Origin of the sequence: Synechococcus sp. UW179A, from assembly GCF_900473965.1 — a bacterium.
Lineage (GTDB): Bacteria > Cyanobacteriota > Cyanobacteriia > PCC-6307 > Cyanobiaceae > Synechococcus_C.
Window position 1 is genome coordinate 119,613 of sequence record NZ_UCNJ01000018.1, and the last position, 14,267, is coordinate 133,879.

The window sequence follows — 14,267 nt, forward strand, 5'->3', positions numbered from 1 at the left end:
TTTTTGGAGGTCAATACGCGTCCTGCATCTCATAAAAGTCAGGCTGCACATAGTCTTTACGCAAAGGCCAACCGGTCCAGTCCTCAGGCATCAGCAACCGCTTGGGATGGGGGTGACCTTTAAAGGTAATACCGAACATGTCGTATGTTTCGCGCTCTTGCCAATCAGACCCGCGAAACAGCCCGTAGAGGCTGGGAACACTCGGCTCTCCTTCTCTGGGGAGAAACACTTTCAGGCGCACTTCGCGCAACTGATCAACAACTCCATCGGCAACCTCAGCCATGGCAATGAAGTGGTAGAAGCTGACCAGTTGCTGCCCGGGCCCTTCGTCGTAACCACCCTGGCACTGCAGATGATCAAATCCATGGCTTTTGAGAGCCGCGGCAATCACGGGGAGGAACAACCCCTCAACGCCAATCTGCTCAACCCCGACATGGTCAGGATCCAGAACCACATGTTCAAAGCCTTGCTCAGTCAGCCATTCACTAACGGGACCTGGCTCTGGACCTGTTGCCACTGGAGCATCCTTCTTGACCTCCTTCTCAGATTTGGGGTTGTTCTCAGCTTCGCTGACCTTTTCGGGTTTTTTGACCTTCTCGGGTTTGTTGTCCTTTTCAGGGGTGGCGCTCATGACTCTTCAGGGATGGTGACGGTCTCCGCTTCGACCCTCTCGGCTTGGGCAGTCTCCAGGGCGGGCATCGGCATCCCTGCACCAGGCTTCAGAGCAGCGACCTGTGTTTCAGCACGCAAGTAGGCACCGGTCACGATTGGCTCCACAGGAGTCATCGCATGCTCCACCGTGCAGTAGCGGTGGGTTTGCATCAACAGACGGCGATCGGCAACGGATTCGTTGGCCACTTTCTTGCGGAGTTTGATCACAGCATCGAAGATCGCTTCAGGCCTTGGCGGACAGCCGGGAAGATAAAGGTCAACGGGAATCAGCTTGTCCACACCACGGACAGCGGTTGTCGAGTCTGCACTGAACATGCCACCGGTGATGGTGCAGGCACCCATGGCGATCACATATTTAGGTTCGGGCATCTGCTCATACAAACGCACCAATGCAGGCGCCATTTTCATGGTGACTGTGCCAGCAACGAGCAACAGGTCTGCTTGGCGAGGTGAACTTCTCGGCACGAGACCGAAACGATCGAAATCGAATCGCGAGCCAAGCAAGGCAGCAAATTCGATGAAACAGCAAGCCGTTCCGTAGAGAAGAGGCCAGAGACTGCTCAGTCGGGCCCAGTTGTGAAGATCATCAAGGCTGGTGAGGATGATGTTTTCACTGAGGTCCTGGGTGACGGTCGGCACCCCATCAGCGGCACCAGCCACTGGGGCACAACTTGATTCCCTCAGATCGCGGACGGCCTGGATCGAGGGGGCTTCTCCAGTTGTTGCAGCTCGTTCAATGGATGAGGTCATGGGATCAGCTCCACTCCAGGGCGCCCTTACGCCAGGCATAGGCCAAAGCCACCACGAGGATGGCAATGAACACCAACGCTTCTATGAAAGCCAAAATACCTAGTCGGTGGAATGCCACGGCCCAGGGGTAGAGAAATACCGTCTCCACATCAAAGATCACGAAAACCAGCGCAAACATGTAGTAGCGGATGTTGAACTGGATCCAAGCTCCACCGATCGGCTCCATGCCCGATTCATAGGTGAGCTCGCGCTCACCGACCTGACTGCGCGGCGAAACAAGCTTGTTGGTCACCAAAGCCAGCACCGGCACAGCTCCCGCAATCAGAAGGAAGCCCAGAAAAGCGTCATACCCCTGGAGCACAAACATCTGGGCAGCACCAATGTTCAATTCAGTCTGGCATTTGCAGCCTCTGGCTGACGTTTGGCCAGGTAACGCAGATAGAGTGTCCACCCCTTCGGTCAGTCAGCGGTGAGCGACGAAATACAGGCACCGCAGGACCCTGCGAGTCAGAGCACGACTGACGACGAGCCGAAAAGCTCAGATGTGGATTCCTCAGAAGAAATTTCTGCAGAGGCCAAGGTGCGCGCCCCAGAAAAAACTCTGGCTGAACAAGCCAGTGATCCACTCACGCACCGTTTCGAATGCAGAAGCTGCGGATTCGTTTACGACCCAGAAGAAGGCGTCAAAAAATTGCGCATCGAATCAGGAACAGCTTTTCAGCAGCTGGATGCATACAGCTTCCGCTGTCCGGTCTGCCGCAGCAGAGTCGGTGCCTTCCGCGACATCGGACCACGCTCCAAGGCCAGTGGTTTTGAAGAGAATCTCGATTTCGGTCTGGGAGTCAACCGTTTGACACCAGGACAGAAGAATGTGCTGATCTTCGGCAGTTTGGCTCTTGGATTTGCCTTCTTCCTCTCGTTGTATTCCCTGCGTTAACAACTGAATAGTCTGCGCAGAATGTTCTGCGCTGAATCACTCTAATTGCTCCAAGCCTGCCTTCCTTCTCAATCCGGCATGAATTCCCTGATCAAATCCCTGGCCAAGTTGGCACTCGTGGTCTGCATCGGCTTCGGTCTCGGTGGTTGCGTCACCACCAAAGTTCCGACAGCAACTGCCAGCCCCTGGCAGGTGATTGATCTCAATACCCAGGCCAATCCGCTTGATATTGCTTTCACCAGCGCCAACCATGGCTTCCTGGTGGGCAGCAACCGCCTGATCCTGGAGAGCAACGATGGTGGTGCGAGCTGGAACGAGCGCAGTCTGGATCTGCCGGAGGAAGAGAACTTTCGCCTGATCAGCATCGCTTTTGATGGGGATGATGGCTGGATCGCCGGTCAGCCCGGCCTACTGATGCACACCACCGACGCTGGGCAGAACTGGACGCGATTGTTCCTGGACACCAAGCTGCCAGGCGAGCCATACCTAATCACGGCCCTTGGTCCCAATAGCGCCGAACTGGCCACCAACGTGGGGGCTGTGTACAGAACCAGCGACGGTGGTGGCAGCTGGGATGCCGAGGTGAGCGATGCAGCCGGTGCAACCCGTGACCTGCGTCGTAGCCCTGACGGTGCCTACGTGAGCGTGAGCAGCCTGGGCAACTTCTATGCCACCTGGGATCCCGGACAACCGGTCTGGCAGGTTCACCAACGGGTCAGCAGCCAACGTCTTCAGAGCATCGGCTACCAGCCCGATGGCCGACTCTGGATGGTGGCTCGCGGCGCTCAGATTCGCTTCAACGAGGACCCCTCTGACAACGAAAACTGGAGCAAGCCAATCATCCCCATCACCAACGGTTACGGCTACCTCGATATGGCCTGGTCGGATGACGGCGCGATCTGGGCCAGCGGTGGCAACGGCACCCTTCTTGTTAGCCGAGACGAAGGCAACAGTTGGGAGCGCGATCCTGAAAGCGTGCAGGCGCCAACCAATTTCACGCGCTTTGTTTTCGACGACACTGAGCGCCAACAGCATGCCTTCCTACTGGGCGAGAGGGGATTAATGCTGCGTTGGTCCGCGCTGACTTGAATTTTTTTCCCGCCGACCAACAACTCTTCGTAACCAACTAGGAGGCACATGCGCGGACGCGAGCCCTATGCACTTAGGATCTCGCAAGACAGAGGATCTTTTTCATGGCTGGAGGCTCTACGGGTGAACGCCCGTTTTTCGAGATCATCACCAGCATCCGCTACTGGGTGATCCATGCCATCACGCTGCCTTCCATCTTCCTTGCAGGCTTCCTTTTCGTATCGACAGGTCTTGCCTACGACGCCTTTGGAACTCCCCGACCGGATGCCTACTTCCAGGTCAATGAAGGCAAAGCACCCGTTCTGAGCCAGCGATTCGAAGGCAAGTCAGACCTCGATGTCCGCTTGAATAAGTAATTCCCATCCATGACTCAGTCTCCAACCACCTCTAAACCACGCGTATACCCGATCTTCACGGTCCGCTGGCTTGCGCTCCACACTCTGGGCGTCCCAACTGTCTTTTTCCTGGGTGCTCTGGCAGCCATGCAGTTCATCCGTCGCTGATTTCAACAGACCTGACACATCATGGAGCGCAACAAAAACCCCAACACATTGCCTGTTGAACTCAACAGGACCAGCCTTTATTTAGGTCTGCTGTTTGTGTTTGTCACAGGCATCCTGTTTTCCAGCTACTTCTTTAACTGAGGATCCGAAATCATGAGCGGAAAGAAATCCGGACTACCCGACGGTCGTATTCCTGATCGACTTCCTGATGGCACTCCAGCGGTCAAATGGCGCTCACGCTGGACAGAAGGTGCTCTTCCCCTCTGGCTGGTCGCAACAGCTGGTGGCATGGCTGCAATTTTCGTTGTTGGCTTGTTCTTCTACGGCTCTTACACGGGCGTTGGTTCGGCTTGATCTTTCAAGTCTCAGCCTTCCAAAAAAAATACCGGGTTTAAGCCCGGTTTTTTTGTGGGCTAATTTTCGATCAATCAATTTCTAATGAAATTGATTGATCGAAAAGATTGTTAGACCTACCAAGTTTGATAGACGAGACGCCCAAGCAATTCACGTAAAGCCCGGGAGCTGCTATCAAAAGCGCCAGCGCTCGGAAGCCACTGGGTGGGATCTCGCCAGATTGAACCCGCCCATTGGCCACGGGCCTGGAAATCCACCGGGAATGGCACGACCTTCAGACCCTGCCGTTCAAACAATCGTTGAGCTCGGCGCATATGAAATGCACTGGTCACCAGAAGAATGCGCGGACTTATGGTTGAGCGATCAGATGGCTGCAACAGCTGGCGAATCGCGACGGCTTCCTCGGCTGTATTGACCACAGGCGGCGTGCTCTGCATCGCCGCAGCAGGGATGCCCAGCTGTTGCGCTTCCTCTATGTAACGCTGCCCCTCCGGAGGCTGGCCCGGCCTGAACGGACTGGAACCGCCTGTAAAAAGCAATCGCTGTGCTTTGCCATGACGATAGAGATCAAGCCCAGCGAAGAAGCGATCAGGGTCATACCACTCGCTAACGCGCGCTGCTCCTGGCGCGGGGTGACGTCCGCCACTGAGCACAACGATCGCATCAACCGAGGGAACCTTGGCTGCGGATTGGCGACGCCAAGGATTCTCCAACCACCGCCAAAGGATTTGGCTCACCAAACCCAGAGAAAAAACCCAAAGCAGCACCACTGCAGTGATAACCGGCCAGCGCCAGCGACCGATCAAACCCACCAGCAGCAGAATCAGACTGAGGCCAAGGGGCAACACAGCCAGGGGCAGAATTTTGCTCAGCCAGTAGGCCATAGGGAAGATTCAGCCCAGTGGCTGTAACACTCAGACGCCGTAAAACTCGCGATACCAACTAGCAAAGCGATCGACACCCTCCTCTATCGGCATGCTGGGACGGAATCCAACCCACTCCTCAAGAGCGTGGGTATCCGCAGCAGTCGCCACCACATCACCAGGCTGCATTGGCTGGAAATCCTTGATCGCGTCTTTGCCGAGCGCCTGCTCCATCACTGCAATGAAGCGCAGCAGTTCAGTGGGCTGGCTGTTGCCAATATTGAACACTCGATGCGGAGCGGCGGCCGTTGCTGGATCGGGCTGCAGAGGATCAAATTCCGTATTAGCCGTCGCAGGTTTATCGCAGCAGCGAAGCACCCCTTCAACAATGTCATCGATGTAGGTGAAATCACGCTGCATCTTGCCGTGGTTGAACACCTTGATCGGATCACCGGCCAGAATCGCTTTGGCAAACAGCATCGGCGCCATATCCGGCCGACCCCAGGGGCCATAGACGGTAAAAAACCGCAAACCGGTTGCAGGCAATCCATAGAGGTGGCTGTAGGTGTGGGCCATCAGCTCGTTGGCTTTCTTGCTGGCGGCGTAGAGGCTCACCGGATGATTGACAGGTTGCTGCTCGTGGAACGGCAGGTTGCGATTGCCGCCATACACCGAACTACTGGAGGCATAGACAAGGTTCTCAACGCCGTGATGGCGACAGCCCTGAAGGATGTGCCCAAAACCCACCAGATTGCTCTGGATGTAAGCCGCTGGATTCTCCAGTGAGTAGCGAACACCGGCTTGCGCCGCCAGGTTCACCACCACCCGCGGTTGCTCTGCAGCAAAAAGAGACATCAAATCTTCCCCATCCTCCAGCGCTAGCTGTTCAAACCGCCAAGCTCCGGCTTGAGCAGCAGCTTCAATGCGTTGGAGTCGGGCACGCTTGAGAGCCGGGTCGTAATAGTTGTTGAGGTTGTCGATACCGACTACCCGCCCACCACGTTCCAACAAACGCAGGCTCAGAGCTGCACCAATAAAACCAGCAGCACCGGTAACTAAAACAGGGTGTGTCATGGCTGCCCCTCACCCACACGCCAGAGGTTTAGACAGGCGGCCTGAACTTCAGCCGGCGTGACCACCGATCGGGCATCAAACACCCAGGCGGGCTGACGCATCAACGGAGCCAGTGCCGACCAATCGAGCTCTCGATAGTGGTTCCACTCCGTGAGGATGAGCACGGCATCCGCTCCCTTCAAAGCCGAGGCGATGTCGTCACTCGGCCACCAAGTGCCCTCGCCGCTGAGTGCAGCCCGAGTAGGACCTGACTCGGCATCGGGTGCGGTGCTGGCTGGCAAGTTCAGATCACGGGCAATTTGATCCGAATCCACCTTGGGATCATGGATGGCGAGCTGAGCGCCCTCTTCCAAGAGATCCTTGGCAATGCGAATAGCCGGAGCTTCACGGGTGTCGTTGGTGTCGGCCTTGAAGGCAAAACCAAGAATGGCCAAGCGTTTGCCTGTGACGGTGCCGAACAGTTTCTGCACCACCGTGCGAGCAATGCGGTGTTGCTGCCAACTGTTCAGCTGCACCACCGATTCCCAATAGTTGGCCACATCGGGAAGCCCAAAATGCCTACAGAGGTAGACAAGGTTGAGGATGTCTTTCTGGAAGCAACTGCCCCCGAAGCCTGGACCGACCTGGAGAAATTTCGAACCAATACGGCTGTCAGTGCCGATTGCGCGGGCCACCTCGCGCACATCAGCGCCTGTGGCTTCACAGAGAGCCGCAACAGAATTGATTGAGCTAATCCGCTGTGCGAGAAAAGCATTCGCCGTGAGCTTGGACAGTTCGCTGCTCCAAAGGTTGGTGCGCAAAATTCGCTCCTGAGGAACCCAATGGCCATACACCGATGCCAAAGCATCGATGGCCTGAGGATGTTCACCACCAATGAGCACCCTGTCCGGCGATTCAAGATCCGGTATCGCGGTGCCTTCCGCCAAAAATTCTGGATTAGACAAAACCGCAAAGGTTTTCTGTGGTTCTTCGCTGGACTGTTCAGCAGCAGAAAGGATGGCTTTGACCGCTTCTGCCGTGCGTACTGGGAGTGTGCTCTTCTCCACGACGATCGTGTGACCTCTTGCCGACTTGGCCACCTGGCGAGCACAAGCCTCTACCCAGCGAAGGTCGCTGGCCTGACCAGCTCCAAGGCCCTTGGTCTTTGTGGGTGTGTTCACAGAGATGAACACCATGTCAGCAGCTGCGATCGCATCATCCACCGCAGTTGAGAAATGCAAGTTGCGGCCGCGCGCTCGTCCCACCACAGAATCAAGCCCTGGTTCGTACACCGGCAGCTGGCTCAAATCATTGTCATTCCAAGCATCGATGCGGGTCTGATTGATGTCGACAACGGTGACTTGAACTTCAGGACAACGGTCGGCTATGACAGCCATGGTCGGCCCGCCCACGTAACCAGCACCAATGCAACAGATAGAACGAATTGAAGCAACAGGCATCCAGTAGTGCGGTCTACGCGATCAAACGCACGAAGGCTATCGCTGATTGGCTACTTTTAGATGGAACTTCGTGGTGGTCTCTGAGACGGACACAAATGCAGCGCAGGAATTTAAATCAAACCATTGCTCGACGCCTGCAGCCAGAAAAGGTTTAAGAAGCACTAGGCGACCTTCAATTTCCTCCTATCCGATCATCGCAACATAACTACGCCGCTTCGAGCAAGGGTTAGAACTGCTTTTCGAAAGCAGAAGAGGAAAAGTCCAATTCGACAAACATTGACCCCGCAACTACCTAACAAGAACTGAAGCTGTGAATTACAGCTGCACCACGGTTGACTAAATACAAGGCCGAACTAAAGGTTGCCGTCAACCTATGTGCCGCTCAAAGAAGAAACAAAGGTTAACAGTGTTTCAACAAGCAGGAACGACAACTTCATCCCGACTGCCAGCGCAGTGCAACACTAGATGGATCTCCCTATCGAAGATACGAGCAGAAAACAAGATAAACAAAGCTGCAAGTTGATCACTGATGGTTGCAAATTCGGAATAAACGAAAGAATCAAAGTCATGCAAAAATTAGAATCAAGCCGGAAAGCATTCACCCATATACTAAATAAAATCTGGAACAATACAAAAAGACCAGAGGCCTACTCATCAAAAGGCAACAACTATGGAGCAAACGCGCAACGCAACATGATAGATAAGTGGTTACTATCGAGAACACGAAGAAGTTTGGTGATGAAACGCCACTTAGAATTTATGTCTAACTGATGCACTGCCGGCACAAGGCAGCTCACAAAGCCGAAAAGGACACGCCAGTGAGTAGGAGCAGGGTATTAAGTAGCAATAAATACCATCAACAACAAGTGCTTATATATAAACACAAGCCAAGGCAATCACCTCGACATCGCTGAAAAAAGAACTCACAACAGGAAGTTAAACTCCAAAGCCAAGGCCGTGAAAAGGGGAAGAAAGCATCCAAAGCGGAAGAAGAAAAATCACTAACATCTGAGTAGCTACTGAATAACTCATAGATGTAGCCTATTAAGGATGCAAGAGGATATACTTTTGCGAAAGGGTGAAAACACCGAAGAAAGCAAACCAATATACAAATTTTAATCGATTACAATTAATTCGTATGCAAAAGGCACAAAAAAATAACCACAGAAACCAATAGATGGAAATCGAACAATCAGGATGCCGTAAAAAGTAGGGATGAGCCAAAAAACGAGTAATCCGCAAAAGCCAAACAGACAGCTATTAATAGCTAGTGAATTTAGCCAGTGGAATTCAATCCGAAAGAATTATGAAACCGGAAGCTTATAACGCTCCCATTCAGGTACTAACTCTGAAAGTATAGCCAAAGCTTCGTCAGAGCGCTGATTTTGCACGGATGATTCCAGACTATCGAGACTTGACCATAGTGCATTAGGTGAAATTGACTTTTCATTGGCTCGAAAGATAAGTGGATGCTCAGTAACCTCAGACTTTGCATCAATCAAAAGTTCTTCATACAGCTTTTCACCGGGTCGCAAGCCAGTAAAAATGATTTCTATGTCGCCATCTGGATTAGATCCATCACGTACTGACAAACCACTAAGAAGAATCATTTGTACAGCAAGATCTGTGATCCTTACTGGCTCTCCCATATCTAACAAAAAGAGATCGCCACCCTTTGCAAGAGCTGAAGCCTGTATAACCAATTGAGCAGCTTCAGGAATAGTCATAAAATAACGAATTATCTCAGGATGAGTAACAGTGATGGGACCACCAGAAGCAATTTGACTGCGAAAGAGTGGGACAACAGAGCCTGAGGACGCAAGAACATTACCGAACCGAACAATTGCAAAACGTGTTGAAGAAAGCTCAAAGTCATCTATACAGGAAGCCTCTTGGGCAAAGGCCTGAACAATGAGCTCTGCAACCCTTTTTGTAGCTCCCATTACATTTGTAGGGCGAACAGCCTTGTCAGAGGAAATAAGGACAAATCTACGAACACTAAATTTGGCACAAACATTGCAGAGCGAAAGTGTAGAAAAAACATTATTGGAAATGCCTGAAACAGGGTTCGACTCAACCAAGGGGACATGCTTGTAAGCTGCAGCATGAAAAACTACATCAATTGAAAAATCTGCGAACAACTTATTAAGCATAATAATATCACAAGCCGACCCAAGTACTGGTACTAAATTAACTTTTTTGCAGCCAAGTGAAAGTAATTTTTGTTCAATAGCATAAAGAGAGGGCTCACTTCTTTCGAGAAGTAAGAGACATTTTGGATTAAATTTGACAAGTTGAACACATAGTTCGGATCCAATTGAACCACCAGCACCAGTTACGCAAACAACAGAATCAGTAATTTCGTAAGAAAGAAGCGAAAGATTAGGTGAGACAACATCTCTGCCAAGGAGATCTTCAATAGAAACAGGATGAAGAGAATCAATACGAGCTCGCCCAGAGGTCAAATCGTCAACAGAAGGGATGCTAAGAACTGGTAAAGATTGTTGCTGAAATTGAGCAATGATGGAGCGACGTTCACGCTTACCTAATGAGGGAATGGCCAATAAAATTTGGTCAATACTAGACTTAATCTCGGTAATAGTTTGCGGAGCCTGGATAGGAATGCCATTGATTGATCTACCCCAAAGATTAGAATCATCATCGAGAAAAGCTACGATTTGATGATTACCAGCAAGATGAAGGGCAGCTGCAAGCTGTGCACCAGCCTCACCTGCACCGTATATAACAACACGAAGCTGAAGTTTACTAGGTGATGAACGGATACTCAAAAGAATATCGCGTAAAACAAACCTTATTGACCCAGTAAAAACAGTAAGAAGCAGCCAAAGCAAAATCCAACTACTTCTTGGAGGTAATGGTAAATTAAATATATTACCGACTGAGAACAGACAAAGTACTAACAAGCCATTACGAAATGCGAGTTGATAGAATACAAAACTGCCGACGTATCTAGTGAGGCTTAAATATTGGCCAGTATAAGAGTAAAGAGGTATACCAATTAAAACAGAAAATATAAGAACCCATATTCCTGAGGTGAGAAAAAGAGGATGGAACGGTTCGGCAAGGCGCAACCAGAAACTAAACCAAACAGCTAAAAGTAATAAAAAAATATCTAAAGAGATCAAAACGAATCTACGACTACGATAAGACAGTGCAAAAAACCAAGAAATATCGAGGTGCAAATTCATCAATAAATGAAATTATATACAATCATCCTACATCAAAGAACAGAAGAAAAACAAGGCATGCAAGACGACGAATATACTTAAAAATTATATGGAGGAGTCATAGAGGGTGATAGAGATGAAAGATGAATCCTGTCAAAATGATGAATCAATAGTAACAATGTGAATTCACAGAATAATACAAAGTAAGATGCCTAATCTAATTAAGAGACTATCGGATGAATGGCTGCGCTGCTTTATTAAAAGGAACAGCAATCCAGAAATCTAGATAAACCATACCGAACAAAACAAAAACAGAACAACAAGCGACCGAAAACAATCCACCTAGTAAATAAGAAATCGAAAGTAATAATGTAAAGGATACATAAATACACGATACATAAGAATGACTCTTGCCAGATTGATGGAGTCGTTGATAAAGGTGAAGGTTATGAGGAGGAAGTAAAGGAACACCTGCTAAAAAGCGTCTTAACAAGCAGAAAAAAGGATCTACAAGTAAGGGAGTAGATACTAATATGAGAGCTAAAAAGTGATGCCAGTCTGGAGTAAAGGCTAAAACACCACAAAATACAGCACCTAAATAATTAGAACCAACGTCTCCCATAAATATACTTGCTGGACTCCAATTAAAGGCAAGAAAACCAATGAGTGAACCCAAAAGACACCAATAAGGCCATGACCCATTGAGAGAGATAAAGGCGGTACCCAAAATTACTAACATGCAGCCTGCAAGAAGACCATCCAATCCATCCATAAAATTAGAGAAATTTGTAATACCAACGAAGAAAATAGATAATAAAAAAAAGGAAGATAAAGACAATAAAAGCGAGGACGAGAAAAGTTGTTGAGAAAATATATACTTGAAAAACAATGGACTAAGATAAACAATAGCAAAACAAGTAATAAATTGAAAAATAAACCTAGGAAACATTGCCAGCTCTATATAGTCATCTAAAAAACCGACAAGTCCAAGCGGAAGACATATTATTAGCAAAAAGGGTGAAAGGAAAGAAGAAGATGAGAGTTGATAATACAGAGAATCAGTCAAAATTAAATGTAAAAGCGAAGAAACAAAACTTATAGTTACAAAAACCAATCCGCCGCCTCTAGGGATTGCGAAAGTGTGAGCACTACGTTTATTGGGATGCGCAATGATCTTTCCAGAAAAAAATGGAAGAAATAATTTAAGAGCGAAATACGAAATGAAAAATGATGCTGTAAAAGCAAAAAACAATGAAAAGTCAAACATAAGAAGCCAAACTAAAATAAAAAAACATCTGGCAGGAAGAAATCAGAGGTCAGATAAAGATTTTTGCAAACCCAGACGAAGGGAAAACCTTGGATTCCAACCAAGTAAAGTAGTTGCCAAACTTGAATCTACTACAAGTGAATTACATAAACGATCAAATAAATAATACTTACCAAACAGAATGCACATATACTTCAAAAAGCGACGTGGAACGGGGAAAAGAAATGCAGAATAATTACAGCTAAGACCGACAAGATTTAAAAAGTCAAATGTAGAAACATCGTCTTGGTCACTAGCTAAAAAGACACGATTAGCGGCTGAGGGATGTTGAATACAAATAATAATGAGGTCAATAAGATTTTCTAAAAAAATGAAACTTCTAAGATTGTCAGTAACGGCACCAAAAGGAAGAGGAACTCGTAAAGACAATAGTTTTAGCACGGTGTTAAGATTGCCTTTAACCTTTGGCCCATAAATTAGTGGGGGTCTAATAATAACAATTTCCATACCAGTTTGAGCTGAAAGTGCAAAAAGAGCATTTTCGGCTTCGAGCTTCGACAGAGCGTAATCATCAACAGGGTGAGGTATGTCCAGCTCTGTAAAAGGTGAATCACGAGAAGTTGATTGTCCATTAACCTTAATTGAGCTGAGATAAACAAATCGCTTCACGCCAGAGAAAGCTGCATGTTTAGCAAGTAAAAGAGTATCATCAACATTTGATGCTCTATATGAAGCTAACGGATCTGAAGAGTATTCATTTAAAACATGGGCGCGACCAGCTAAGTGCACAACACAGTCATATCGACTAAGAGATTTGACTCGACAAAAAGATTTTAGTGAAGAGTGAACAGCAGGAACGATATCTGACTGCCAAGCATATTCGGACCGAGAAAAAGCAGTAACAGAAAAACCCTGAGAAGCTAAGCGTGGACAGAATTTCTGACCAATAAAACCATTAGAACCAGAAACAAAAATATTCAATTGAAAACCTTATGCAGAAAGTGTTGAGTAAATGAAAAGATGATGTTCGACTATAATATCAATGTCAAAATATGATTCAGCATGTTTTCTAGCAGCAATGCCCATATTGGACATCAACAACCTATTAGAAAGCAAAGTATTAATTGCCTCGGCTAATGCATGTGAGTCTCGTATAGGGATTAATATACCGGTGGAATCAGGCACGATAGCATCTCTACAACCAGGATGATCAGTTGTTACTATAGGTCTTCCGCAAGAAGATGCTTCACAAAGAACCTTTGGTAGACCCTCAGGATAATAAGAGGGCAGGCAAACAACAGAAGCTTGACGCATTAGAGTTTCTAGATCATCTCGATGGCCTAAGAATTGAACGTTGGAAGAAAGAGAAAGAGCTTGAAGATCAGAGGATATTAAAGAAGTAGGATTAGAATAATCAGGACAACCAGCCAATTGGAAAATGCATTTTACGTTACTTTCACGAAGAAGTTTTTCAGCGAATATAAATTCTCGAACTCCTTTAGTTGCAAGCAAACGAGAAGCCATAAATACTATAGGAATTCCATAAGGAATAGGAGAGAAAGCAAATTTGGCAATATCCACTCCAGATCCGTGAATTAAATGGCATTCATGATCTTGCAAGGTACATAATGATTTAAGTTTATACATATCATCGGGGTTTTGAAACATAACAACGCGACATGGAGCTTTTAATGAAATTTTATAGAATAATTGAATTAAAACCAGACGTAATCTGCTGTAGAGGGAAGTAATAATTTGAGAATGACCAAAGCCAGAAATTGCGAAAACTACATTTTTTACCCCTGTCAAACGTGCGGCCAACCCTCCTAGCAGAACTGGCTGGATAGTAACTAAATGAGCAATATGAGGCGAAACAGATTTAAAGAGCACGAAAAGCCTAAAAAAGGTGGCTATGATGGAAAAAAAGTTTGAGCCTTTCCGATCTATGTAAAGGTCATGAACTATGAAACCACGATCAAGAAGATATGACTTATATTTAAAATCAGTGAATGTTGTAGCTATGTGAACATCATAACCAGCACGTAAGGCAGCCTCAACAACAGGCAAACGATGTGAGAACAAAAACCAATCAACATTAACAACAAAGAAGAGTTTCATATTTTAAGAACTA

At 48.0% G+C, this 14,267-nt stretch carries 17 protein-coding genes; 7 read left to right on the forward strand and 10 right to left on the reverse strand.

Features of this window, described 5'->3' with window-relative positions; genetic code table 11:
• Positions 1-10 precede the first annotated feature (10 nt).
• The 3 genes from DXY31_RS09580 to DXY31_RS09590 are packed head-to-tail and all read right to left on the reverse strand — an operon-like array spanning position 11 to position 1,789.
• Positions 11-631 (reverse strand): NAD(P)H-quinone oxidoreductase subunit J, encoded by a 621-nt coding sequence (locus DXY31_RS09580; protein ID WP_114993540.1) that lies wholly within the window; start codon positions 629-631, stop codon positions 11-13.
• Positions 628-1,422 carry an NADH-quinone oxidoreductase subunit NuoB gene (gene nuoB / locus DXY31_RS09585; RefSeq protein WP_114993541.1) on the reverse strand — a complete coding sequence of 265 codons (795 nt, stop codon included), beginning with the start codon at positions 1,420-1,422 and terminating at the stop codon, positions 628-630. Before nuoB ends, DXY31_RS09580 begins: the two co-directional genes overlap by 4 nt.
• 4 nt (positions 1,423-1,426) lie before the next feature.
• Positions 1,427-1,789, reverse strand: a complete 363-nt coding sequence (locus DXY31_RS09590; RefSeq protein ID WP_114993542.1) for an NAD(P)H-quinone oxidoreductase subunit 3 — start codon at positions 1,787-1,789, stop codon at positions 1,427-1,429.
• A gap of 195 nt (positions 1,790-1,984) precedes the next feature.
• Here DXY31_RS09590 and DXY31_RS09595 point away from each other — a divergent pair, with 195 nt between their 5' ends.
• The 6 genes from DXY31_RS09595 to DXY31_RS09620 all read left to right on the forward strand — a co-directional run bounded on the left by DXY31_RS09595 (position 1,985) and on the right by DXY31_RS09620 (position 4,305).
• Complete coding sequence (locus tag DXY31_RS09595; protein WP_244279689.1) at positions 1,985-2,359, forward strand: rubredoxin; 375 nt, start codon at positions 1,985-1,987, stop codon at positions 2,357-2,359.
• A 78-nt stretch (positions 2,360-2,437) separates the two neighbouring features.
• A complete protein-coding gene (locus tag DXY31_RS09600) occupies positions 2,438-3,448 on the forward strand; it encodes a photosynthesis system II assembly factor Ycf48 (protein WP_114993544.1) in 1,011 nt (336 codons plus the stop codon).
• A gap of 104 nt (positions 3,449-3,552) precedes the next feature.
• Complete coding sequence (psbE, locus tag DXY31_RS09605; protein ID WP_066904822.1) at positions 3,553-3,804, forward strand: cytochrome b559 subunit alpha; 252 nt, start codon at positions 3,553-3,555, stop codon at positions 3,802-3,804.
• 9 nt (positions 3,805-3,813) lie between these two features.
• Entirely contained in the window at positions 3,814-3,951 is a 138-nt protein-coding gene (gene psbF / locus DXY31_RS09610) for a cytochrome b559 subunit beta (RefSeq protein ID WP_067326446.1), read from the forward strand.
• Between the two features lie 21 nt (positions 3,952-3,972).
• Positions 3,973-4,092 (forward strand): photosystem II reaction center protein L, encoded by a 120-nt coding sequence (locus DXY31_RS09615; protein ID WP_066904825.1) that lies wholly within the window; start codon positions 3,973-3,975, stop codon positions 4,090-4,092.
• Between the two features lie 12 nt (positions 4,093-4,104).
• The gene (locus DXY31_RS09620) at positions 4,105-4,305 is read left to right on the forward strand and encodes a photosystem II reaction center protein J (protein WP_114993545.1); all 201 of its coding nucleotides are present in this window, start codon (positions 4,105-4,107) and stop codon (positions 4,303-4,305) included.
• A 116-nt stretch (positions 4,306-4,421) separates the two neighbouring features.
• Here DXY31_RS09620 and DXY31_RS09625 read toward each other — a convergent pair whose 3' ends face one another.
• The 3 genes from DXY31_RS09625 to DXY31_RS09635 are packed head-to-tail and all read right to left on the reverse strand — an operon-like array spanning position 4,422 to position 7,681.
• Positions 4,422-5,189 carry a YdcF family protein gene (locus DXY31_RS09625; protein WP_114993546.1) on the reverse strand — a complete coding sequence of 256 codons (768 nt, stop codon included), beginning with the start codon at positions 5,187-5,189 and terminating at the stop codon, positions 4,422-4,424.
• Between the two features lie 30 nt (positions 5,190-5,219).
• Positions 5,220-6,242 carry an NAD-dependent epimerase gene (locus DXY31_RS09630; RefSeq protein WP_114993547.1) on the reverse strand — a complete coding sequence of 341 codons (1,023 nt, stop codon included), beginning with the start codon at positions 6,240-6,242 and terminating at the stop codon, positions 5,220-5,222.
• Positions 6,239-7,681: a nucleotide sugar dehydrogenase gene (locus DXY31_RS09635; protein WP_114993548.1), complete on the reverse strand. Its 1,443-nt coding sequence runs from the start codon at positions 7,679-7,681 to the stop codon at positions 6,239-6,241. Before DXY31_RS09635 ends, DXY31_RS09630 begins: the two co-directional genes overlap by 4 nt.
• A 465-nt stretch (positions 7,682-8,146) precedes the next feature.
• Between DXY31_RS09635 and DXY31_RS17400 the strand changes: the two genes are divergently transcribed.
• The gene (locus DXY31_RS17400) at positions 8,147-8,452 is read left to right on the forward strand and encodes a hypothetical protein (RefSeq protein WP_114993549.1); all 306 of its coding nucleotides are present in this window, start codon (positions 8,147-8,149) and stop codon (positions 8,450-8,452) included.
• 533 nt (positions 8,453-8,985) lie between these two features.
• Here the strand turns inward: DXY31_RS17400 and DXY31_RS09645 are convergent.
• The 4 genes from DXY31_RS09645 to DXY31_RS09660 all read right to left on the reverse strand — a co-directional run bounded on the left by DXY31_RS09645 (position 8,986) and on the right by DXY31_RS09660 (position 14,254).
• Positions 8,986-10,890, reverse strand: coding sequence for a nucleoside-diphosphate sugar epimerase/dehydratase (locus DXY31_RS09645; protein WP_114993550.1), 1,905 nt, complete (start codon positions 10,888-10,890; stop codon positions 8,986-8,988).
• 208 nt (positions 10,891-11,098) lie between these two features.
• Positions 11,099-12,136 (reverse strand): glycosyl transferase, encoded by a 1,038-nt coding sequence (locus DXY31_RS09650; protein WP_114993551.1) that lies wholly within the window; start codon positions 12,134-12,136, stop codon positions 11,099-11,101.
• 42 nt (positions 12,137-12,178) lie between these two features.
• Positions 12,179-13,117 carry an NAD-dependent epimerase/dehydratase family protein gene (locus tag DXY31_RS09655; protein ID WP_114993552.1) on the reverse strand — a complete coding sequence of 313 codons (939 nt, stop codon included), beginning with the start codon at positions 13,115-13,117 and terminating at the stop codon, positions 12,179-12,181.
• Positions 13,118-13,126: 9 nt separating this feature from the next.
• Positions 13,127-14,254 carry a glycosyltransferase family 4 protein gene (locus DXY31_RS09660; RefSeq protein WP_114993553.1) on the reverse strand — a complete coding sequence of 376 codons (1,128 nt, stop codon included), beginning with the start codon at positions 14,252-14,254 and terminating at the stop codon, positions 13,127-13,129.
• Between the last annotated feature and the right edge of the window lie 13 nt (positions 14,255-14,267).

Bases quoted from the DNA above. Each gene is read 5' to 3' on its own strand.
- DXY31_RS09645 (WP_114993550.1), bottom strand. From the start codon at position 10,890: ATGAATTTGCACCTCGATATTTCTTGGTTTTTTGCACTGTCTTATCGT.
- DXY31_RS09625 (WP_114993546.1), bottom strand. From the start codon at position 5,189: ATGGCCTACTGGCTGAGCAAAATTCTGCCCCTGGCTGTGTTGCCCCTT.
- DXY31_RS09635 (WP_114993548.1), bottom strand. From the start codon at position 7,681: ATGCCTGTTGCTTCAATTCGTTCTATCTGTTGCATTGGTGCTGGTTAC.
- DXY31_RS09620 (WP_114993545.1), top strand. From the start codon at position 4,105: ATGAGCGGAAAGAAATCCGGACTACCCGACGGTCGTATTCCTGATCGA.
- psbF (WP_067326446.1), top strand. From the start codon at position 3,814: ATGACTCAGTCTCCAACCACCTCTAAACCACGCGTATACCCGATCTTC.
- DXY31_RS17400 (WP_114993549.1), top strand. From the start codon at position 8,147: ATGGATCTCCCTATCGAAGATACGAGCAGAAAACAAGATAAACAAAGC.
- DXY31_RS09630 (WP_114993547.1), bottom strand. From the start codon at position 6,242: ATGACACACCCTGTTTTAGTTACCGGTGCTGCTGGTTTTATTGGTGCA.
- nuoB (WP_114993541.1), bottom strand. From the start codon at position 1,422: ATGACCTCATCCATTGAACGAGCTGCAACAACTGGAGAAGCCCCCTCG.
- DXY31_RS09590 (WP_114993542.1), bottom strand. From the start codon at position 1,789: ATGTTTGTGCTCCAGGGGTATGACGCTTTTCTGGGCTTCCTTCTGATT.
- DXY31_RS09600 (WP_114993544.1), top strand. From the start codon at position 2,438: ATGAATTCCCTGATCAAATCCCTGGCCAAGTTGGCACTCGTGGTCTGC.
- DXY31_RS09650 (WP_114993551.1), bottom strand. From the start codon at position 12,136: ATGTTTGACTTTTCATTGTTTTTTGCTTTTACAGCATCATTTTTCATT.
- DXY31_RS09660 (WP_114993553.1), bottom strand. From the start codon at position 14,254: ATGAAACTCTTCTTTGTTGTTAATGTTGATTGGTTTTTGTTCTCACAT.
- DXY31_RS09615 (WP_066904825.1), top strand. From the start codon at position 3,973: ATGGAGCGCAACAAAAACCCCAACACATTGCCTGTTGAACTCAACAGG.
- DXY31_RS09580 (WP_114993540.1), bottom strand. From the start codon at position 631: ATGAGCGCCACCCCTGAAAAGGACAACAAACCCGAGAAGGTCAAAAAA.
- psbE (WP_066904822.1), top strand. From the start codon at position 3,553: ATGGCTGGAGGCTCTACGGGTGAACGCCCGTTTTTCGAGATCATCACC.